Source organism: Microbacterium sp. T2.11-28 (assembly GCF_950097975.1).
Taxonomy (GTDB): domain Bacteria; phylum Actinomycetota; class Actinomycetes; order Actinomycetales; family Microbacteriaceae; genus Microbacterium.
The window spans coordinates 59,649-79,026 of the sequence record NZ_CATNHF010000030.1 but is presented as its reverse complement, the minus strand read 5'-3'; the positions used below and the strand labels follow the sequence as shown (position 1 = coordinate 79,026).

20 protein-coding genes and 2 tRNA genes are annotated in these 19,378 nt (G+C 70.9%); 12 read left to right on the top strand and 10 right to left on the bottom strand.

What is annotated here, in order from left to right; all coding sequences use genetic code 11:
* The first annotated feature begins 25 nt into the window (after positions 1 to 25).
* The 4 genes from QQZ13_RS14205 to QQZ13_RS14190 all read left to right on the top strand — a co-directional run bounded on the left by QQZ13_RS14205 (position 26) and on the right by QQZ13_RS14190 (position 4,232).
* Positions 26 to 1,387 carry an ABC transporter substrate-binding protein gene (locus QQZ13_RS14205; RefSeq protein WP_284530043.1) on the top strand — a complete coding sequence of 454 codons (1,362 nt, stop codon included), beginning with the start codon at positions 26 to 28 and terminating at the stop codon, positions 1,385 to 1,387.
* Positions 1,388 to 1,392: 5 nt separating this feature from the next.
* Positions 1,393 to 2,364, top strand: a complete 972-nt coding sequence (locus QQZ13_RS14200) for a carbohydrate ABC transporter permease (RefSeq protein ID WP_284530041.1) — start codon at positions 1,393 to 1,395, stop codon at positions 2,362 to 2,364.
* A complete protein-coding gene (locus QQZ13_RS14195) occupies positions 2,361 to 3,185 on the top strand; it encodes a carbohydrate ABC transporter permease (RefSeq protein WP_284530039.1) in 825 nt (274 codons plus the stop codon). Before QQZ13_RS14200 ends, QQZ13_RS14195 begins: the two co-directional genes overlap by 4 nt.
* A gap of 177 nt (positions 3,186 to 3,362) precedes the next feature.
* Positions 3,363 to 4,232 carry a VOC family protein gene (locus tag QQZ13_RS14190; protein WP_284530173.1) on the top strand — a complete coding sequence of 290 codons (870 nt, stop codon included), beginning with the start codon at positions 3,363 to 3,365 and terminating at the stop codon, positions 4,230 to 4,232.
* A 22-nt stretch (positions 4,233 to 4,254) separates the two neighbouring features.
* Here the strand turns inward: QQZ13_RS14190 and QQZ13_RS14185 are convergent, their stop codons facing one another.
* Together QQZ13_RS14185 and QQZ13_RS14180 are read right to left on the bottom strand one after the other, a co-directional pair.
* On the bottom strand, positions 4,255 to 4,755 hold the full coding sequence (locus tag QQZ13_RS14185; protein ID WP_284530038.1) for a MarR family winged helix-turn-helix transcriptional regulator: 501 nt from the start codon (positions 4,753 to 4,755) through the stop codon (positions 4,255 to 4,257).
* A gap of 53 nt (positions 4,756 to 4,808) precedes the next feature.
* Positions 4,809 to 5,048: a hypothetical protein gene (locus QQZ13_RS14180; protein ID WP_284530037.1), complete on the bottom strand. Its 240-nt coding sequence runs from the start codon at positions 5,046 to 5,048 to the stop codon at positions 4,809 to 4,811.
* Between the two features lie 120 nt (positions 5,049 to 5,168).
* On the opposite strand from QQZ13_RS14180, the gene QQZ13_RS14175 reads away from it, so the two are divergent.
* Positions 5,169 to 6,104 carry a hypothetical protein gene (locus QQZ13_RS14175; protein WP_284530036.1) on the top strand — a complete coding sequence of 312 codons (936 nt, stop codon included), beginning with the start codon at positions 5,169 to 5,171 and terminating at the stop codon, positions 6,102 to 6,104.
* Positions 6,105 to 6,168: 64 nt separating this feature from the next.
* On the opposite strand, the gene QQZ13_RS14170 is transcribed toward QQZ13_RS14175, so the two are convergent.
* Positions 6,169 to 7,803, bottom strand: a complete 1,635-nt coding sequence (locus QQZ13_RS14170) for an NAD(P)/FAD-dependent oxidoreductase (RefSeq protein WP_284530035.1) — start codon at positions 7,801 to 7,803, stop codon at positions 6,169 to 6,171.
* Between the two features lie 32 nt (positions 7,804 to 7,835).
* On the opposite strand from QQZ13_RS14170, the gene QQZ13_RS14165 reads away from it, so the two are divergent.
* From QQZ13_RS14165 to QQZ13_RS14150, 4 genes are all read left to right on the top strand, one after another.
* On the top strand, positions 7,836 to 8,663 hold the full coding sequence (locus QQZ13_RS14165) for an inositol monophosphatase family protein (RefSeq protein WP_284530034.1): 828 nt from the start codon (positions 7,836 to 7,838) through the stop codon (positions 8,661 to 8,663).
* A gap of 144 nt (positions 8,664 to 8,807) precedes the next feature.
* The gene (locus QQZ13_RS14160; protein WP_284530032.1) at positions 8,808 to 10,040 is read left to right on the top strand and encodes a M23 family metallopeptidase; all 1,233 of its coding nucleotides are present in this window, start codon (positions 8,808 to 8,810) and stop codon (positions 10,038 to 10,040) included.
* A gap of 64 nt (positions 10,041 to 10,104) precedes the next feature.
* Positions 10,105 to 10,176 (top strand) — tRNA-Thr (locus QQZ13_RS14155).
* 25 nt (positions 10,177 to 10,201) lie between these two features.
* Positions 10,202 to 10,275: transfer RNA gene (locus QQZ13_RS14150), tRNA-Met, on the top strand.
* A gap of 153 nt (positions 10,276 to 10,428) precedes the next feature.
* Here the strand turns inward: QQZ13_RS14150 and QQZ13_RS14145 are convergent.
* The 6 genes from QQZ13_RS14145 to glsA form a co-directional block, all read right to left on the bottom strand.
* Positions 10,429 to 11,265, bottom strand: a complete 837-nt coding sequence (locus QQZ13_RS14145; protein ID WP_284530031.1) for an alpha/beta fold hydrolase — start codon at positions 11,263 to 11,265, stop codon at positions 10,429 to 10,431.
* A gap of 75 nt (positions 11,266 to 11,340) precedes the next feature.
* Positions 11,341 to 12,054 (bottom strand): alpha/beta fold hydrolase, encoded by a 714-nt coding sequence (locus tag QQZ13_RS14140; protein WP_284530029.1) that lies wholly within the window; start codon positions 12,052 to 12,054, stop codon positions 11,341 to 11,343.
* 95 nt (positions 12,055 to 12,149) lie between these two features.
* On the bottom strand, positions 12,150 to 13,115 hold the full coding sequence (locus QQZ13_RS14135) for a helix-turn-helix transcriptional regulator (protein ID WP_284530028.1): 966 nt from the start codon (positions 13,113 to 13,115) through the stop codon (positions 12,150 to 12,152).
* A gap of 54 nt (positions 13,116 to 13,169) precedes the next feature.
* Entirely contained in the window at positions 13,170 to 13,622 is a 453-nt protein-coding gene (locus tag QQZ13_RS14130; protein WP_284530027.1) for a hypothetical protein, read from the bottom strand.
* 144 nt (positions 13,623 to 13,766) lie between these two features.
* Positions 13,767 to 15,404 (bottom strand): MFS transporter, encoded by a 1,638-nt coding sequence (locus QQZ13_RS14125; protein WP_284530026.1) that lies wholly within the window; start codon positions 15,402 to 15,404, stop codon positions 13,767 to 13,769.
* Positions 15,401 to 16,423, bottom strand: a complete 1,023-nt coding sequence (gene glsA / locus QQZ13_RS14120; RefSeq protein WP_284530171.1) for a glutaminase A — start codon at positions 16,421 to 16,423, stop codon at positions 15,401 to 15,403. The genes QQZ13_RS14125 and glsA overlap by 4 nt, the downstream gene beginning before the upstream one ends.
* 95 nt (positions 16,424 to 16,518) lie before the next feature.
* On the opposite strand from glsA, the gene QQZ13_RS14115 reads away from it, so the two are divergent.
* From QQZ13_RS14115 to QQZ13_RS14105, 3 genes are all read left to right on the top strand, one after another.
* Entirely contained in the window at positions 16,519 to 17,205 is a 687-nt protein-coding gene (locus QQZ13_RS14115) for a DUF1684 domain-containing protein (RefSeq protein ID WP_284530024.1), read from the top strand.
* Between the two features lie 653 nt (positions 17,206 to 17,858).
* Positions 17,859 to 18,689 (top strand): aldo/keto reductase, encoded by an 831-nt coding sequence (locus QQZ13_RS14110; protein ID WP_284530022.1) that lies wholly within the window; start codon positions 17,859 to 17,861, stop codon positions 18,687 to 18,689.
* A 190-nt stretch (positions 18,690 to 18,879) separates the two neighbouring features.
* Positions 18,880 to 19,119 (top strand): hypothetical protein, encoded by a 240-nt coding sequence (locus QQZ13_RS14105; protein WP_284530020.1) that lies wholly within the window; start codon positions 18,880 to 18,882, stop codon positions 19,117 to 19,119.
* Between the two features lie 63 nt (positions 19,120 to 19,182).
* Here the strand turns inward: QQZ13_RS14105 and QQZ13_RS14100 are convergent, their stop codons facing one another.
* Positions 19,183 to 19,362 (bottom strand): hypothetical protein, encoded by a 180-nt coding sequence (locus QQZ13_RS14100; RefSeq protein ID WP_284530019.1) that lies wholly within the window; start codon positions 19,360 to 19,362, stop codon positions 19,183 to 19,185.
* Between the last annotated feature and the right edge of the window lie 16 nt (positions 19,363 to 19,378).

Below are 19,378 nucleotides of genomic sequence, written 5' to 3'. Positions count from 1 at the left end.
CGTCCTTCGACGAAGGGAGACATTGGTGTCTCAATCACGTACCCACAGGTCCACCACGGCCGCGGGGGCCCTGCTCGCGGTGGCCGCCCTCGCGCTGACCGCGTGCGCCCCTCCCGGCAGCGGCACCACCGCACCGACCTCGTCGGCACCGGCCAGCGGTGCCGAGGCGACGTGCGGCGAAGAGGACGTCGTCCTCAGCGCCTACATCGAGACGGGCTTCGCCCTGCCGAAGGAGCTCTTCGACGAGTTCACGGCGCAGTACCCGAACGTGACGTTCGATGTGCGTGAGGACCAGTTCGCCGTGCTCACGCAGAACGCCCCGCGTGTGCTGCAGGACGACCCGCCGGACCTCATGCGCCTGCCGCAGATGTCCGAGCTCGCCTCGGGCGGTCTGCTGCTGGACCTCGACCCCTACGCCGAGCAGTTCGGCTGGGTCGACTGGCCCGAGTCGCAGCTCGCGCAGCTGCGCGTGGACGAGGAGGGCCGCCGAGGCAGCGGGCCGCTGTGGGCCATGGGCCTGAACTTCTCCATGACGGGCGTCTTCTACAACAAGGAGCTCGCCGCAGAGATCGGCATGACCGAGGCGCCGAAGACGATCGACGAGCTCGACGCCGTGCTCGCGGCGGCGAAGGAGGCCGGCATCACGCCGATCGCGCAGTTCAACGGCGGCGCCACCGGCGGTCTGCTGTTCCCGCTGCAGGCCCTCATGGCCTCGTACGGACCGACGGCGCCGATCAACGACTGGATCTTCCACACCGAGGGTGCCACGATCGACACCGCCGAGAACCTGGCGGCCGCTGAGCACCTGCAGCGGTGGGTCGAGGCCGGCTACTTCGCGGACGACGTGAACTCGCTGGATTACTCTCAGATGATGAGCCGGTTCATCGGCGGTGAGAGCCTCCTGATCTTCAACGGCGACTGGGAGTCGGGCAACCTCGACTCGCAGATGGCGGGCAAGGCCGGCTTCTTCCTCATGCCTCCGCTCGAAGAGGGCGGGACGCAGTTCGGCGCCATGTCGGCACCGCTCACCTACGGCATCGCCGCGGGCGCGGAGCACCCCGACTGCGCCGCGTTCTTCCTCAACTGGGTCGCCACCGACGAGAAGGCGCGCACCATCACCGTCGAGGTCGGCGGATCGCACCCGATGGGCCCGGCCGACGCCTTCATGCCGGAGGTCGCCGCTGACTCGGTGACCGCCGCGACCCTGGCGGCCGGCACGCAGGTCAACGAGGTCAACGGCGCGATGGACTTCCTCGCGAACGCGACCGGCTCGATCTACGCGCAGAGCTGGACGCCGAACATCCAGCAGCTCGTCGCCGGGCAGCAGGACGCGCAAGGCATGCTGACGGCAGTCGAGGCCGACTACCAGGCAGAGGTCGGCGGCTGACCCCGATGAGCCGTGTCCACGAGGGTGCTGCGTCGACCGACGTCGGCGCAGCACCCTCACCTTCCGTCCCCTCGACCGTCCCGCGGCGCCGCCACGGGCGCGCGCGTCGACTCTGGCGCTCGCTGCCGATCTACCTGCTGGTGCTGCCGGCGGCGATCTTCTACGGCGTCTTCGTCCTGCGCCCCATCGCGCTGACGGCGCAGTACTCGCTCTACGACTGGAACGGGATCCAGCCCGCCACCTGGGCGGGCTTCGACAACTACATCGAGGTGTTCACCAACCCCAAGCTCGTCGGGTCGATCCTCAACGCGTTCGAGCTCATCATCTACTTCAGCATCGTCCCGGTGCTGCTGGCGCTGTTCGCGGCGAACGTCATCCGGGGCATCGCGACCAGCCGCCTCGCCGGGGTCGCGCGGACGGTGCTGTTCCTCCCGCAGGTGATCCCGCTGGTGGCCGCCGGAATCATGTGGACGTGGCAGTTCGCCTCCAACGGCATGGTCAACCAGCTGCTGCGCGCGGTGGGCCTCGGCGGACTGGCCCGCGCGTGGCTCGGCGACTTCGACACCGCCCTCCCGGCTGTCGGCGTCATCGGCGCGTGGGTCGCGGTGGGGCTGTGTCTCATCCTGCTGCTGGCCGGAATGTCGAAGATCGATCAGAGCCTCTACGAGGCCGCGCGCATCGACGGCGCGGGTCCCGTGCGCGAGTTCGTCTCGATCACGCTGCCGGGCGTCCGTCAGGAGCTGGCGGTCTGCGTCATCATCACCGTGATCGCCGCGCTCGCGAGCTTCGACATCATCTACATCTCGACGCAGGGCGGACCGGGCAACAGCACGCTGGTCCCCGGCCTGCAGGTCTACTACCTCGCGTTCTTCGACCGTGAGATCGGCACGGCTTCCGCCCTCGCCCTCACCCTCATGGCGCTCGTCCTGCTGGTCGTGCTGCCGCTGCAGCGCCTGCTGCGCGGGAAGGAATCATGATCGTCGCCGCGCGGGAGCGCTGGCTCGGCACCATCCTGCTCGTCATCCTCATGGCGATCACGATCGTCCCCTTCATCAGCCTCTTCATCACCGCCCTGCACCCGCAGCGGACCTATCCGCCGGGGCTCACCTGGCCCGAGACCGCGCACTGGGAGAACTTCGCGATCGCGTTCCAGTCGGCGCGGATGCTGGAGCTGCTCTGGTCGAGCGTGCTCATCGAGCTCGCCGTCGTCCCGGTCGCGATCCTCATCGCCACCCTGGCCGGCTTCGCGCTCGGGCACCTGCGCCCCGCGGGCGGACGCGTCGTCTTCATCGTCTTCCTGCTGGGGCTCACCCTTCCCCTCGAGGGCATCATCGTCCCGCTGTACTACCAGATCCGCGACATGGGACTCCTCAACACCCGGTGGGCGCTCATCCTCCCGCTCATCGGACTGTTCATGCCCTTCGCCGTGGTGTGGATGCGCGCGCACTTCGTCAACATGCCGACCGAGCTGTCGGAGGCGGCGCGGGTGGACGGCGCCACGACGTGGCAGCTGTTCTGGCGGATCCACGTGCCGCTGTCGACGCCGGCGATCAGCTCGCTCGCGATCCTCCTCTTCCTCTGGACGTGGAACCAGTTCCTCCTCGCCGTGGTGCTCGTCAGCGATCCCACGCAGCGGACGATGGCCGGCGCGCTCGGCGCCTTCCAGGGGCAGTGGGGCACCGACATCCCGCTCCTGTGCGCCGGATCCCTCCTCATCCTGACGCCGACGCTCATCGTGTTCCTCGTGTTCCAGCGCCAGTTCGTGTCGGCGCTGCTGCAGGGGTCGCTGAAGGGCTGATCGGGATCGGCGTCGGGAATACCGCGCGGCGGCATCAAGTTGTAGCTACAACTGATTGACTCCCGTCCGGAGGACCCCATGTCGAACATCCCGAGCCTCGTCCCGTCGCCCACCCCGTCGCCCACGCAGTCCGCGACCGGCGCCGCCCCCGACCGCGTCCTCAACGCGGCGACGGGCATGGACGCGGTGACCCTGCGCGTCGGAGACCTCGAGCTGATGTCGACCTACTACGCCGACGCGCTCGCGCTCCAGCCGCTCGAGGAGCGCTCGCGCGGCGCCGAGGTGCACCGCGTGCTCGGACGCGGCACGACGCCCATGGTGCGGCTGATCGGCACGCCGGGGCTGCCTGCCGTCGATCCGCGCCAGGCGGGGCTCTTCCACACCGCGTTCCTCTTCGACGACGCGCCGTCGCTGGCGGCGACGGTGCTCCGCGCCGCGCAGGATCCGCGGAGCCGCTTCGCCGGCTCGAGCGACCACCTCGTGAGCGAGGCCTTCTACTTCACCGACCCCGAGGGCAACGGCATCGAGCTCTACACCGACCGTCCCCGTGAGCAGTGGCGATACTCGGGCGGCGAGCTGCAGATGTCGACGCTCTTCCTCGACCCGAACGAGTACCTGAAGGCGCACCTCACCGACGACGCGGTCAGCGGCGTCACGGCCGCGCACGGCAAGGTCGGCCACGTCCACCTGCAGGTCGGCGACATCGGGGCGGCGCGCGCCTTCTACATCGACGCCCTGGGCTTCGAGACGACCGTCGGCTCCTTCCCCGGAGCGCTCTTCGCGTCGGCGGGCGGCTACCACCACCACGTCGCGATGAACACGTGGAACAGCGCCGGCGCCGGCCCCCGCGCCGCCGCCCTCGGCCTCGGCGACGTCGCGATCACCGTGCCGACACGCGACGACCTCGACGCGCTCGCCGCGCGCCTGACCCACCACCGCCTGCCGTTCGCCGACACCGGTCGCGACATCGTGGTGTCCGACCCGTGGGGCACGCAGGTGACGATCGGTCTGCCCGGCGCCGCTGTCGAGGACGTGCTCGCCCGCTGAGCGCGACGGCCCGCCGACGTCGTCAGGTCGACGGCGTGCGGTCGGAGAGGATGCCTCGCCGGCTCTGCGGATCCAGGCTCTCGACGAGCGGCTCCAGCGCCTCCGCGAGGGCGTCGAGCTGGTCGCGGGAGAGCCGGTCGATCACCAGCTGCCTGACGAGCTCGATGTGACTCGGCACCGCACGGACGAGCTCGCGGCGACCGGCCGTCGTGAGCCTGACGTTGACGACCCGCGCATCGCCCGCACCCGCCACGCGCTCGACGAGATCGCGCTCGGCGAGCTTGCCGACCACGCGCGACAGGCGCGGCATCGTCGCGTTCACGGCGGCGGCGAGCTCCTTCGTGCGAAGCGTTCCGCCGTGCGCCTGCTGCAGGGTGCTCAGCACCATGAACTCGAAGTGGGTCATTCCGGCGTCCGCCTGCAGCTGCGCGTCGAGCGCCGCCGGAAGCAGCTCCGCCGTCCAGACGAGGGCGAGCCACGCGCGCGACTCGCGCTCGTCCATGCGGGGCACCTGAAACGTCATCTCGAGCGCGAGTCTAGGCGCCCGCGCGGCGACGGAGCGCGCCGAGGCTCAGGTCACTGCTGCCAGGTCTGGGGCGGCGCCGGGGGAGCGTAGCCGCGCGGGGGCAGCTGCTGGCCCGTCTCTCGGAGGGCGAGGATGACCCCGTTCTTCACCGCCGTGCGGGTGATGAGATAGCCGATCCAGATCATCAGGGCCAGCAGCGCGAGGTAGATCACGAGGCCGATGATCATCACGCCGATGCCGAGGCCGGCGATGGCGCCCGGATCGATCGGGTTGGAGCTGAGTGCGTACACGGAGGTGTCCTCTCGGTCGGATTGCCGCTCATCGTAGCCAGGCGGCGTCCGAACCTCGACGGCGCTCGGGCCGGTCGTGCGAGGATGAGGGGAGTTGCGGTCTCGACGGAGGGAACAGCGGTGAGCGAACCGATCACGCATCCGAATTCCAACAGGGTCCTGCGCGCTTCCATCTGGGTCGCCATCGGCGCCCTCATCGCCGCAGCGGTCGTCTGCGTCGTCTGGGTGCTCGTGGGCGACGCCAACGGCATGATCGCGAAGGCGTTCCTGACGATCCTGCTCCTGGCCGCCTTCGCCGGCGTCGCGATCCTCGAGGCCAACCTCGCCTCGCGCCGGCCGGCCTGGTTCGCCCTGGCCAGCATGGTGACCTGGGTCGTGATCCTCCTGATCGGCGCCTTCCTCATCTGGATGCCGGAATCCGAGGACTACTTCGGCAGCGGCATCGAGCGATTCATGAAATTCCTGCTCATCGTCCTCATCCTGCAGGGCGCTCTGCTGCACATCCGCCTCTTCTCGAAGGCGCACGACCGTCACCGCACCACGTTCACCGCGATCGTCACCTACGTCACGATCGGCCTCGTCGTGATCCTCGCGGTCATGCTCGTCCTCCCGATCATGATCGAGGAGTACGTCGTGTTCCGGCCGTTCTACTGGCGCGTGGTCGTCGCCCTCGCCATCCTCGCCGCCGTGGGGACCGCGCTCGTGCCCCTCGTCAACGCCCTGTTCGCGCCGAAGAAGGAGCGTCCCGCCGCGTCCGCGTACGCACCGCCTCCGGTGCAGCAGTGGCCGACCTACGCCGACGGCGCGACGCCGCTGCCGGCGATGCCCGACGGATCGCCCGACTGGAACGCCTACTACACGGGCCAGCCCACCTACCCGCAGGCCTATGCCGCTCCCGTCGTCCCTGTCGCCCCGGCGACCCCTGCGGCGGCGGCGGCTCCGGTGCCGCCCGCACCTCCCGCCGGCGACGGCGTCCCGCCGCAGCCGATGGCGCCGCCGACGGGCCCCGGCTACCAGGGCTACCCGCCGCCGCCTCCGCCGCCGCAGCAGCCGTGACCGTCTGACCGAACGAGGCCGCCCGATCTCTGGGCGGCCTCGTTCGTCGTCGAGGGTCGCGCGCTCAGTGGCCGAGGAGCTCCAGGGCGGCCATCGCCGCGTTGTGCCCGCCGATGCCGCTCACGGCACCGCCGCGGCGGGCGCCCGCGCCGCACAGCAGCACGCGCTCGTGCGCGGTCGCGACGCCCCAGCGCTCCCCGGGCGTCTCGAGCGGCTCGTCGTCGGATGCCCACGGCCAGTCCAGCGGACCGTGGAAGATGTCACCGCCGATCATGCCCAGCTCGCCCTCGAGGTCGGAGGTGGTCCGGGCCTCGACGCAGGGGCTCCCGTCCGGCGCCTCGAACAGGCAGTCGGCGATCGGCTCGGCCAGCACCGCGTCCAGCGAGCTCTGCGCCGCCGCCAGCAGGGCGTCGCGCTGGGCATCGGGGTCGGCGCCGGTCATCAGCCGGTGCGGCACCTGCAACCCGAACAGGGTGAGGGTCTGCGCTCCGCTTCGCTGCAGCTCGTCGCCCAGGATCGACGGATCGGTGAGGGAGTGGCAGTAGATCTCGGCCGGCAGCGGCGAGGGGAGGGTGCCCGCCTCGGCGGCGGCGTGCGCGGCGTCGAGCTGGGTCATCGTCTCGTTGATGTGGAACGTGCCCGCGAACGCCGCCTCGGCAGCCACGGCGGAGTCGCGCAGCCGCGGCAGCCGGCGCAGCAGCATGTTCACCTTGATCTGCGCGCCCTCGGGGACGGGGGCGGGTGCCGGCGCCGGCGTCGCGGCGTCCCCGCCGGCATCGGCTCCGGCCGCGCGCAGGAGCCGGTCGAGCACCGCCGGGCCCACGCCGCTCAGCACGAGCCGGCCGTGCACCGAGCCGCCGTCGGCGAGCGTCACCTCGCCGTCCGGCGAGACCGCGACCACATCGGCACCGGTGCGCAGCTCGGCGCCCGCGGCCCGTGCCGCGCGTTCGAGGGCGGCGGTGACGGTGCCCATCCCTCCGGCGGGCACATCCCAGTCGCCGGTGCCGCCGCCGATCACGTGGTACAGGAAGCAGCGGTTCTGACGCAGCGACGCGTCGTCGGCCGAGGCGAAGGTGCCGATGAGCCCGTCGGTCAGCGCGATGCCGCGGGCGAGGTCCGACGCGAGGCTCTCGCGCAGGAGCGTCCCGAGCGGCTGCTCGGTGATCGCGCTCCAGAGCCCATCGTCGCCGAACAGCGTCCGGGCCTCCTTCGCGCGGCGCAGCGGGGCCGTCACCGTCGGGAAGAGCGCGGCCGCCATCGGGAGCAGCCGGTCGGAGAACGCGGCGAACCGCTCCGCCTCGTGGGCGTCGCCGGTGGCCCGGAGGAAGCTCGCTGCAGTGGCGAGCGCGTCGCCGTTGTCGACGAGGATGCCGCGCCGCGGATCCGCCGGGTCGGGTGTGTACGAGGAGTAGCGTCGCCGGCGGAGGTCGAGGCGCAGATCCAGATCGTCGACGATCTGCGCGGGCAGCAGGCTCACGAGGTAGGAGTAGCGCGACAGCCGGGCGTCGACGCCGTCCCACGGCCGCTCCGACACCGCCGCGCCGCCGAGGTGGTCCTGCCGCTCGAGCACGACCACCCGCCGACCTGCGCGGGCGAGGTAGGCGGCGGCCACCAGCGCGTTGTGGCCCCCGCCGACGATGACGACATCGTGCGAGGCGGAGCCTGCGGACCCGGACGGCTGCGACGCGGAGTGACTCATGGCGTCCACGGTATCGGCGTAGCGTGGAGTGCATGGTGGATTCCTCGGCAGCCGATGAGACGAACGGATCGATCGATCTGGCGGAGCTCCTCGCGCTCGCCGTCGGCATCGCCCGGGAGGCGGGGGAGCTCGCTCGCCGACGCCGCAGCGAGGGCGTCTCGGTCGCCGCGACGAAGTCCACACTCGCCGACGTCGTGACCGAGGCCGATCGCGAGGTCGAGGACCTCATCCGCGCGCGTCTGTCGGAGGCACGACCGCACGACGGCTTCCTCGGCGAGGAGGGCGGCGCCGAGGGCGGCACCACCGGCATCACCTGGGTCGTCGACCCGATCGACGGCACCGTCAACTACCTCTACGGCATCCCGCACTACGCGGTCAGCATCGCCGCCGTCTCCGGCGAGCCGGTCGCGACGCGTTGGCGCCAGCTGGTGGGGGTCGTGTTCAATCCGGTCACCGGCGAACTGTTCCATGCCACGCGCGGCGGCGGCGCATGGCTCGGTGAGCAGCGCCTGCGGGTGGGTGCTCCGGGACCGGCGGGAGCTCTCGTCGCGACCGGCTTCGGATACGACCCGGCCACCCATGAGGGCGACTTCGCCCGACTGCGCCGCGTGATGCCGCTCGCGCGCGACATCCGCCGCGCGGGCGCCGCGTCGCTCGACCTGGCGTTCGTCGCCGCCGCGCGTCTCGACGGCTACTTCGAGCGCGGGCTGCACCCGTGGGACCACGCCGCCGGGGGACTCCTCGTGCTCGAGGCCGGCGGGCGACTCGGCGGAGTCCCGGGCGACGCGCCCGGGCGGGAGATGACGATCGCCGCGGGCGAGCCGCTGTTCGACCGCATCTGCGCCGCGGTATATCAGTGACCGTCCATGGCATTCTCAGGCGGACCGCGATAGTGTTTACCCGATCGTTACCTTTTATGCCCGAAGGGTGACGATCGATCCAAGCCCGATCCAAGCCCCCCGAACTACCGCGCACCCGACGCGCCCGACCGAGAGCCTGCACTTTTGACTTTCGACGCCCCTCTGGCCGACGCCGTACCCACGCGTCGCTCCAGTCGTGCCACCGCGCCCGCCGCCCCGGCGGTGATGACGCGTGCCGAGCTGCGCCGCCTGCGCGAGCAGCAGACCGCCGCGGCGGCGATCGAGGCGCCCGTCGTCGACAGCGCCGCGGCGTCGGACGAGGCTCCCCTCGTCGCCCCGCAGCACACCGAGCCCGCCAACGGGCCGATTCCCTCTCTGGCCCAGACCGTCGTCGCCGAAGCGACGGCCGCCACCGCCCCCCTCCGACGCCGGGACCGCGCACACGCGAACCCCGGCGTTTCCACGTTGATCGACGCGAACGCCGCTGCCGCCCTGCCGCTGAGCTTCGTGGCCGCTCACGCCGACCCCTGCATCGTGGACGAGTTCGAGCGCGCTGCGCGCCTTCTCTCGTTCACGGGCCAGACGCCGATCCAGACCGACCCGGTCGCCGAGGCCCCCGTGGCCGTCGCCCATGTCGTCCGGCGCCGGCGCCGCGTCTCGTTCAAGCGCGTCGCCGCGACCTCGTTCTCGCTCGGCGTGATGTCGATCGTCGGCCTCCTCGCCGTCGGCACGACGCTCCCGGCATCGGCGATCTCGGCTGCCGGAGTCGGGGCAGACATCGCCGCCGTCGCCCCGGCACCCGCGGCGACCGAGAACATCCAGGCCTACGTCTCCTCGACCGACGCCGACAGCACGCTCGAGCGCTCGTCGGAGTTCGACGTCGCCTCCATGGCCGACATCGCCGCGGACTCGGGCGTGACGCAGTTCGCGGGCACCTGGGTCAGCGACCCAAGCGCAGTCATCCAGTGGCCGTTCCCCGTCGGCGTGCCGATCTCGGCGGCCTACGGCTCGCAGACCTACCTGTCGAAGTTCTCCTCCCCGCACCGCGGTGTCGACCTCACCCCGGGCACCGGCGCGGAGGTGCACGTCATCGCCGACGGCACCGTGCGCATCGCCACCGAGGCCGGCGGCGACTACGGCGTGACGGTCGTGGTGGACCACGTCATCGACGGGCGCCTCGTCTCCACGCGGTACGCGCACATGCAGTACGGCTCGCTCCAGGTGTCGCAGGGCGACACCGTCTCGGTCGGCGACGTGCTCGGTCGCGTGGGCCAGACCGGCAAGGCGACCGGTCCCCACCTCCACTTCGAAGTGCTGCTCGACGGCACGACGCACACCGACCCCATCGCCTGGATGGAGCAGCACACCGAAGGGTGACGCCGGTTCGGACGGATGCCGGTGCTCTGGTATTCTGTTCTGGTTGCCCGCACGCGGGCAGCACGCCCCGATAGCTCAGTGGCAGAGCACTTCCATGGTAAGGAAGGGGTCGTCAGTTCAATCCTGACTCGGGGCTCGCACGACACCTTCGGGTAGAACGCGGCAGGGTAGCTCAGCTGGTCAGAGCGCACGACTCATAATCGTGAGGTCGCGGGTTCAAGCCCCGCTCCTGCTACAGATGAAGGCCCTCACTTCCGCGCAATCACGCGGTGGAGAGGGCCCTTTGCTGTTTCTCTGGCGATCAGGTTCGCCGATGGCCGGATTCGGGTCGATGATCACCCGTCGGACGTGATTCACCGGGCTGCGGCTCGGCCGCAGCCCGGTGGCTCTATTGCTGGATGAAGGCCAGGATGTCGGGGTTGATGACGTCGGCGTGGGTGGTCAGCATCCCGTGGGGGAAGCCCTCGTAGATCTTGAGGGTCGAGTTGCTGAGCAGCTCGTGCTGCTTGAGCGCCGCGTCCTCATAGGGCACGACCTGATCGTCGTCTCCCTGGAGCACGAGCACGGGGACCGTGATCGCCCTCAGGTCCTCGGTCTGGTCGGTTTCGGAGAACGCCTTGATGCCCTCGTAGTGGGCGAGCGCGCTGCCCGTCATGCCCTGTCGCCACCAGTTCGCGACGACGGGCTCCGACAGGGTCGCACCGTCGCGGTTGAAGCCGTAGAACGGGCCGGAGGCCACGGCCTGGAAGAACTCGGCGCGGTTGGCGGCGAGGGCGCTGCGGAAGCCGTCGAAGACGGAGATCGGGGTGCCCTCGGGGTTGGCGTCGGTCTGCACCATGAGCGGTGGGACGGCGGAGACCAGGACGGCCTTGGCCACGCGCCCCTGCGGCTGCCCGAACTTGGCCACGTACCGGGCGACCTGGCCGCCGCCCGTGGAGTGGCCGATGTGGATCGCGTCGTGAAGGTCGAGGTGTTCCACGACGGCCGAGGCGTCGCTCGCGTAGTGGTCCATGTCGTGACCGGTGCCGATCTGCGAGGACCGGCCGTGCCCCCGACGGTCACTCGCGATCACGCGGTAGCCCTTGCCGAGGAAGTAGAGCATCTGGGCGTCCCAGTCGTCCGAGGACAGGGGCCACCCGTGGTGGAACATGATGGGCTGCGCGTCGCGGTCGCCCCAGTCCTTGAAGTAGATCTCGGCGCCGTCGCTGGTGGTGATGTATGCCATGGTCTTGCCTTTCTTGTGCCGCCCGAGGTCTCCCTCGGCGTCACGGGGGAGTGGTGGGGAGTGAGAGGTGAGTGGTCAGCCGAGCTCGGCGATCGCGTCGGTGATCACGGCCGTGACCTCGGCGGGGTGCGATCGCATCACGAGGTGCGGGGCGTCGATCTCGATGACTCTGCGGAGGCCGGCTCGCTGATAGCCGAATCGTTCGACATCGGGGTTGATCGTGCGGTCCGCGCTGGACACGATTCCCCAGCCCGGCTTCGTCTTCCAGGCGGCGACGGGCGCCGGCTCTCCGAACGCGAGCGCGGCGAGAGGCCGCTGCGACACGGCGAGGACTTCCGCGACGTCGCGATCGACCCCGGCGGCGAAGATGTCGGGGAACGCGTCGACGTTCACCGACACGTCGGTTCCGGGCTCGGCCCCCTCGATCGGGAACGGGGTGTAGATGAGGTTGGATGCCAGGTCGGAGTCGGGGAAGCCGCCCTGCAGCTGCCCCAGGCTCTCACCCTCGTCGAGGGCGTATCCCGAGATGTAGACGAGGCCGACGACGTTCTCAGCCGCGCCGGCCACGGTGATCACAGCACCCCCGTAGCTGTGGCCGGCCAGGAGCACCGGCCCGTCGATCTCTTCGACGACGGAGCGGATGTAGGCCGAGTCGCCCAGCAGGCTGCGGTTCGGCACGGCCGGCACGACCACCCGGAAGCCGCGGTCGAGTAGCATGCGGGTCACGGGTGCGAAGCTCGCCGCGTCGGCGAAGGCTCCGTGGACGAGAACGATGGTGGGGGAGGTCATTGCGGGGCATCCCTTCTGAACGGTGGATGCCCGTCACGCTAGAACCCGGCGCCCCGCGGTGTCGTGGCCCTGCGAGTACACGTCACTGCGCTGGGTCAGTCCGTCGCGCGCGGGTGCTCACCGTCGCCACGATCACCGTCTTCGCCAAGACCTCGGCGACCCGATCCGCGGTACTGCGCGAGACGACTGTTCGAGGTGGGGGTCGATGCGCCGGGGGTGGGCAGCTGCGCGGTGCCGTCGAGCAGCGCCGCGCGCAGCTCGACGAGCGCCCGTTCGCCCACGCTTCCCGGAATGCCGTAGCAGACGACCGTGTACAGCCCCGCGTGCGCCTCGAGGATCTGCCACTTCATCTCGACCCAGCCGTGCGCGGGGAAGTAGTTCGGCGCGACGCCCGAGGTCAGCGGCAGCGCCTCATGTTCCCGCCACATCCGTCGGAAGTCGTCGTCCTCGAGCAGCAGGGCGATGATCTGCTGCCACCGGGCGTCCGACGGGTTCCCGTAGTAGCGCACGCGAGACACCGTCGTGCGCGCACCGTCCAGCCACGACGGCAGCTCGCGCAGCTCCGGGGGCGCCTCGAACTGCATCAGCGCGAGGTTGTTGCCCACCTCGACGTATCCAGGGGCGACAGCCCTGATCAGATCGTTCACGACCAGGATGTCCTGGTTGCGGTCGATGATGTACGCCGCCGTATGGTCCCAGTGCGTGATCATCTCGACGAGATCCGGCGGTGGCTCTTCGCCCTGATGAACCTCGTACCGGGCCTCAGAGTCCGGCAGCGCCAACCGCTGCAGGTAGGCCATCCCCGCCCGGTCCAAGCGCAGCGCCCGCGCCAGCGAATTGCAGACCTGCAACGACATCTGATGCCCGCTGCCCTGCTCGAGGCGCCGATAGTATTCGGCGCTGATGCCCGCAAGGCGAGCCACCTCTTCGCGCCGCAGACCGCGCACGCGCCTGTTCGCGTCGACCGGCAGCCCGACGGCCTGCGGTGTCAAGGCCGCACGCCGTGCCCGGAGAAAGCTTGCGAGAGCGCTCTTCTCCACAGGGGATGCGTCTGAAGTCACCGCCACATCATCGCACCACGACCACCGGAGGGCACCCGTCCGTGGGCTGCTCTCTCACCGAGCCGTCGAACGGGTCCGCCTGCGATGTCCGGCGGCCCAGCGAGCGACGAACGCACCTGAGCGCCCGAGGATGGCGCACGCCGCGCAGACGGCGCCCACGACGATCGACGCCTCCTCGCCTGAGGTCCGCGCGGACGAGGACGCCACGGCGCCGAGAATCGCCCCGATGATGAACGCGACCACCCCGAACACCACCACGTGCAGACCGATCGGCCGCACTCGCCGCAGCGCCCGACCCAGAAGCCACGCGATGGGCGCCGCTGCCCAGGTGATGAGGAGCGACACGACCGCGATGGCCGTGAAGAGGAAGCCTTCGAACCCCGGCGCGATGTACGTTCCGGGGCTGTTCATCAGGGCGAGGACCGCACACACGAGCGCTGCCCACGCGAGTGTGACGAACCAGAAGAGGTCGCCTCCCCGGAACGGGTGCACATCGTCGTCAGCCATGTCCTGGCTATGCGGCTTCCCGGTCATGTTGGCCCCACCATAGACGGTGCGATCTCGCGGCGTCGACCACCTTCCGGGGCGACTCGACCTGGCCACGCAGGTCGTCGACCGCGGTGGTTCTCCGGGGCTCTCCGCTCCACCGCGCTATCCGTCGTCCGCGCCGGTCGCGACCGACGCGGGCAGCTCCTCGCGCCGATAGGAGGGAAGGCGGCTGGCGGGGAAGATCGCGACCGCGCTGACCCCGGCGAGGATCAGGAGCCCGAGTCGGAGCGCGTCCAGGCGTGCGGACTCGTTGAGCGCCACGGCGGCGTCGACCTGGGCCGGTGTCGCGTCGGTCTCCGCCAGCACCTCTCGGAGCCGGTCGTTGCTCACGAAGTTGGTGCGGTCGAGGTCGACCTGCGCGACGAGCTCGTCGGGCAGCTCCGGGTGCGCCGCTGTCGCCGCGGCGACGTTGGTGGTGAGGATGCCGACCAGCAGCGCGCCGGCCACGGCTGTGCCGACAGCCGACGCCAGGTTCTGGGTGGTGCCGCGCACGGATCCGACGTCGCCGGCGAGCTCCTTCGGCGACGCGGTGACGAGCACGTTGAAGACGAGGGTGACCAGCGCCCCCTGTCCGACGCCGAAGACGATGAGCCCCAGGATCGTCGGCAGGGTCTCCCAGTTGTTCGTCACGACGAACGCCAGCCAGATGAGGGCGACGGTGGTGAGCGAGAAGGAGAAGACGCCGATGGTGCGAGGGCTGAACCGGCCGTAGAAGCGGACGACCAGGGTCGCCGTGACGAACACAGTCAGGTTGAACGGCAGCATGGCCAGCGACGTGTCGAACGGGGTGCGCCCCTGGACGATCTGGATGTAGAGCGGGACCGTGAAGTTCAGGGCCGCCTCGAGCGCGACGACCGTGAACATCGCGTAGATCGCGGCGCGCTCCTGGCTGGAGCCGAACACGGTCAGCGACACCAGGGGGACCTTGCCTGCGCGCGTCCGCCGGCGCGTCCAGAGGAAGAACGACTGGACGAAGAGAACGCCGACGATCACGAGGACCGGAGCGGGGGAGAGGCCGACGATGTCGAACGGCGCATCGGGGCGCGCGTGCAGGAGCCCCCACCGGTTGAGGTTGTTGACGCCGAGCGTCAGGCTGACGATGCCGGCCCCGATGAGGAGAGCGGCCGCGACGTCGATCTTCACAGCGGGGTTGCCCGGGGACGACCTCAGCCGCGAGCTGAATCCGAGCACGGCGAGAGCGAGCACGAGCACGATGCCGAACACGGGACGCCAGCCGACGAGGGTGGCGAGCGTGCCGCCGACGAGGAACGCCGTCACGCCGGCGATCGCCCGGGCGGATCCGAGCGCGCCGATGGCGGTCGCCTGCTGCGGGCCGCGGTAGTTCTCTGCGATCAGCGCGACGAGCGACGGCACGATGATGGCGGCGGCTGCGCCCGCGAGCGCCTGGGCGAAGATCACCCATCCCACCCCCGGGGCGAGGATCATCGTCAGCGCCGACGCGGCGAAGACGACGACCACGATGCGGAAGACGAGCACCCATCCGACCCGCTGGCCGATCTTCGCGCCGACCATGACCAGAGCGGCGACGACGAGTCCGTACGTGACGATGGCGGTGCTGACGTCGGTGGGCGGCACGCCGAAGTCGTCCACCATGCCGCCGAGCGACACGGGCAGCGCGGACACGTTGAACGACATGAGCACCTGTGCGAGGAAGAGGCCCACCATCGGCGTCCACGACGCGCGGATGCCGGTGTCCTCCGGGGTGCGGGTGTCGGTCATGGGGCGACCTCCGGGACGGGTGGAGCGGTGCGCGGGGTGGAGGCGAAGACGTTCAGCCCCAGGGTGCGCGACAGGTGGGCTGCGGCGATCTGGCCGCGGACGCTGTTGCCGGCGGCGTCCAGGCGCGGTGCGTACGAGCCGACGGCGCCCTTGCCCGGGGCGATCGTGACGAGCCCTCCCGCCACACCGGACTTGCCGGGGAGGCCGATCTCGAACAGCCACTCCCCGGATCTCTCGTAGAGTCCGCTCGCGGCGAGGACGGCGAGGGTGTCGCGAGCGACCTCGGCGCCGACCACGCGCTCGCCGGTGACCGGGTTGACGCCCCCGTCGGCGAGGGTCGCACCCATGACGGCCAGGTCGTGGGCGTCCACGAGCAGCGCGCACTGCTTGGTGTAGACCTCCACGACGCCGTCGGGATCGTGGCGGATGCGCCCGTAGCTCTCCAGCAGGCGGGCGATGGCGCGATTGCGCTGGTTGGTCGCGGACTCCGAGGAGAACACGACCTCATCCACGTCGAGCGTGCGGCCGGCGAAGGCCGACAGGCCCCGGTGGATGGTCTCCCACCGCTCGTCGGGCGAGTATCCGGGGATGAGCGCCGTCGTGGCGAGCGCGCCGGCGTTGACCATCGGGTTCATGGGATGTCCGTCGTTCAGCTCGATCGCCACCACGGAGTTGAACGGGAGGCCCGTGTTGTTCACGCCGACGGTCGCCAGCGCCTGCTCGTGGCCGACGGCGTCGCAGAGGAGCGCGTAGACGAAGGCCTTGGAGATCGACTGGATCGAGAACTCGACGCGGCTGTCGCCGATGTCGTGCACGGAGCCGGTGACATCGACCAGGCTGAGGCCGAACGCCTCGGGATCCGCCTCGGCGAGGACGGGGATGTAGTCGGCGACGGCGCCCTCTCGGTGGGCGAGGGCGTGGTCGTAGGCCGCCCGGAGCGCCAGGGACACCCCGTCGCGCGGCGGCAGCGTTCCCGTGTGCGAGGCCTGTGCGACTCCGGCGACGTCCAGTTCCACCAGCGGCCTCCTTCGGTGCTGCTGGGCACAGCATGGCACAGGACCGCCCGCGCTGCGACGGCCCCGCCACGAGGCTGCGCGGCGCCTACGCTGGTGCGATGACCGACCTCCCCTCCCCGCTTCCCCCGGCAGCACGGTCCGCGCGCGAGGTCGCCGACTGGCGCCGCCGGGTCTTCGACCTGTACGCGCGCGTGCGCGCGACGGCAGATCCCGCCGCCGGGCACCGGATCTGGCGCCGTGGTCGCGACGAGCTCATGGCGCGGCACCCCGCGACGCCGCTGCTCCCCGCCGACCGCGAGCACTTCAGAGAATTGCCGGTCGCACCGTACGATCCGGCCTGGCGATTCGAGCTGCCGCTCCGCGAGGCGGAGCCCGAGACGTTCGCGTTCACGTCCGGCACCGACGGCGTCGTGACCTTCGAGCGGGTCGCGCGCGTGGAGGTGCCCGGCGCCGGTCCGCTCGACGTCTGGCGGCTGACGTCGTACGGCGGGGGCCTGTTCATCCCGGTGCGCGACCGGCTCGCCGGCCGGCCGGGCGGCACGTACGGCGGCGGGCGCTACCTCGTGGACACGATCAAGGGAGCCGACCTGGGGCCCGCCCTGGCGACGGAGGAGGCGGATGCGGGCGTCGGCATGGACGGCGCCGGCCGCATCGTGCTCGACTTCAACTTCGCCTACAACCCGTCGTGCGCGTACGACCCCGCGTGGGCGTGTCCGCTGGCGCCGGCCGGCAACGTCCTGCCGGTCGAGGTCCCCGTGGGGGAGCGGTACGGCGCGGGGGTGTGACAGAGCCCCCACCGATGGCCCCGACGATGTCCCCCAACCCGTCGGGGCCACCGCGCGAGCGAGGCGGGCACACGGTGGCCAACCGGACCCTTTTTCCACCCAGAGGGCCGCTCACGCTACACCAGGAGAACGTATGCGGGTACCGCTCGCCCGCCGAGGGCGTTGACGGGGCCCGCCGAGCTTGATATGCGCCGACGGCCATACGACCCACCTACGGCGACACGCCCGAGGCTGCAAGGGCGGGCGCGAGACCACCTGCTGCCCTAGCCTGGCCGTGCGGGTTCACTTCATCGCAGATGACACTCCCCCCGTGTCCTTGGAGTCCCCAGCTCCGTGCGACGTACCCGCCGGAGCCCTCTCGGCCTCACGGCCTCGAGAGGGCTCTGTCGCGCGCGAGCACCGGCGAGACGGCGACGCGTTCGCTAGATCTGATGAGAGACCTCTCATTCCGCGTGATGAAAGCGGGGAATCGCCGTCTCCCTATTCAGGCGTCCTCTTGTTCGGCTGACGCCCACGGCCTGGGGCCGACCGCGATCCGGGGGGAGGCGGAAAGGCCCCAGGCCACTGATCCCGCCGCGCACCGCGCGCCGTCCGCGTGACTCCGCGAGCCGTGCCGTGATGCCGACGCCCCCAGAAGGTGTCAGGCTGGGGGGATGAGCATTCCCGACATCACCCTCAACGACGACCACACGATCCCTCAGCTCGGCTTCGGCGTCTTCAAGGTCGACCCCGGCGAGACGGAGCGCATCGTCAGCGACGCCCTCGAGGCCGGGTACCGCCACATCGACACTGCGGCGGTCTACCGCAACGAGGAGGGCGTGGGCCGCGCCATCGCCGCCAGCGGGATCCCGCGCGACGAGCTGTTCGTGACGACCAAGCTCTGGAACTCGGAGCAGGGCACCGACTCGACGCGCGCCGCGCTGGCGACGAGCCTCGAGACGCTGGGCCTCGATCACGTCGACCTCTACCTGATCCACTGGCCGCGTCCCGATCTCGACCGCTACGTGGCGTCGTGGCAGACCCTCGAGGAGCTGCGCGGCGAGGGCCTCACGCGCTCGATCGGCGTCTCCAACTTCCACCGCCCGCACCTGGAGCGCCTGCTCGCCGAGACCGACACCGTGCCGGCCGTGAACCAGATCGAGCTCCACCCGGCGTTCGCCCAGCGGGAGCTGCGGGCGTTCGGCGAGGGTCACGGCATCCGCACCGAGGCCTGGGGCCCGCTCGGGCAGGGCAAGTACGACCTCTTCGGCGAGCAGGCGGTGCAGGCTGCCGCGTCCGCGCACGGCGCGACGCCGGCGCAGGTCGTCATCCGCTGGCACCTGCAGCACGGCATCATCGTTTTCCCCAAGTCGTCGACCCGCGAGCGCATCGCGGAGAACATCGATGTCTTCGGCTTCGAGCTGACCGCCGACGAGATGGCGGCGATCGATGCGCTCGACCGTGGCCTGCGCGTGGGCGCCGACCCGGACACCGCCACGTTCTGACCGGGAACTGAGCAACCGCCGAGCCCACACGCTGCAGCCGAACAGACACGGTTCGTGCGCTCGCAGCGTGTGGGCTCGGCGCTTTCGTGTCGGCTCGCGAAACTGCTCGCACTTGCCGCCGGGGCCCGGGGACTGATATTCCTGAGGGGACGGGATGGGGGTCCCGTGCATCGATCACTGGGGGGATTCGATGAGCGACGTCATTCTGGTGCCGGCAGTCTTCCGCTGCCCGGACCACGACAACCACGAACTGCTGACCGCGCGCGTGCGCGAGCAGGTCGACCGCGAGGCGGCCTGGTTCGGCGAGCGGACGTCGGAGGTGTTCCGCGTCTCGGTCGTGTGCCCGGGCTCGGCACACGCCCCGGCGCCGCATCGCCGCGTCTACGACGGCACCTGGACGCGCGCGGCCGTGGCCGCCCGCGTCGCCTGATCCGGGGAGACGGGAAGGCCGCGTCGGTCGCGTTCGCGGCCGGCCGACGAGACCGCGGCGTCGTCAGGGCGTCGGGTCGATGATCAGCGTGCGCGTGGGTCCCGGCGTCGGGGTCGGGCCGCCGCCAGAGGCGACGCTCCACACACCGCCGACGATCGCGACGATCGCGACGGCGATCGCGAAGATCTGCCAGCGCTGCCATTCGCGGCGCGGTCGTGCGGGGCGGCGCGGGTCGTTCGTCACGCGCCGAGTCTAGACG

Excerpts from the sequence above, each read along its gene's own strand:
- QQZ13_RS14190 (WP_284530173.1), top strand. The coding sequence starts at position 3,363 with ATGGACGCGGTGACCCTGCGCGTCGGAGACCTCGAGCTGATGTCGACC.
- QQZ13_RS14140 (WP_284530029.1), bottom strand. The coding sequence starts at position 12,054 with ATGACCTCCCCCACCATCGTTCTCGTCCACGGAGCCTTCGCCGACGCG.
- QQZ13_RS14125 (WP_284530026.1), bottom strand. The coding sequence starts at position 15,404 with ATGACCGACACCCGCACCCCGGAGGACACCGGCATCCGCGCGTCGTGG.
- QQZ13_RS14165 (WP_284530034.1), top strand. The coding sequence starts at position 7,836 with ATGGTGGATTCCTCGGCAGCCGATGAGACGAACGGATCGATCGATCTG.
- QQZ13_RS14145 (WP_284530031.1), bottom strand. The coding sequence starts at position 11,265 with ATGGCATACATCACCACCAGCGACGGCGCCGAGATCTACTTCAAGGAC.
- QQZ13_RS14130 (WP_284530027.1), bottom strand. The coding sequence starts at position 13,622 with ATGGCTGACGACGATGTGCACCCGTTCCGGGGAGGCGACCTCTTCTGG.
- QQZ13_RS14185 (WP_284530038.1), bottom strand. The coding sequence starts at position 4,755 with ATGACGTTTCAGGTGCCCCGCATGGACGAGCGCGAGTCGCGCGCGTGG.
- QQZ13_RS14115 (WP_284530024.1), top strand. The coding sequence starts at position 16,519 with ATGACCGACCTCCCCTCCCCGCTTCCCCCGGCAGCACGGTCCGCGCGC.
- QQZ13_RS14170 (WP_284530035.1), bottom strand. The coding sequence starts at position 7,803 with ATGAGTCACTCCGCGTCGCAGCCGTCCGGGTCCGCAGGCTCCGCCTCG.
- QQZ13_RS14195 (WP_284530039.1), top strand. The coding sequence starts at position 2,361 with ATGATCGTCGCCGCGCGGGAGCGCTGGCTCGGCACCATCCTGCTCGTC.
- QQZ13_RS14110 (WP_284530022.1), top strand. The coding sequence starts at position 17,859 with ATGAGCATTCCCGACATCACCCTCAACGACGACCACACGATCCCTCAG.
- QQZ13_RS14200 (WP_284530041.1), top strand. The coding sequence starts at position 1,393 with ATGAGCCGTGTCCACGAGGGTGCTGCGTCGACCGACGTCGGCGCAGCA.
- QQZ13_RS14105 (WP_284530020.1), top strand. The coding sequence starts at position 18,880 with ATGAGCGACGTCATTCTGGTGCCGGCAGTCTTCCGCTGCCCGGACCAC.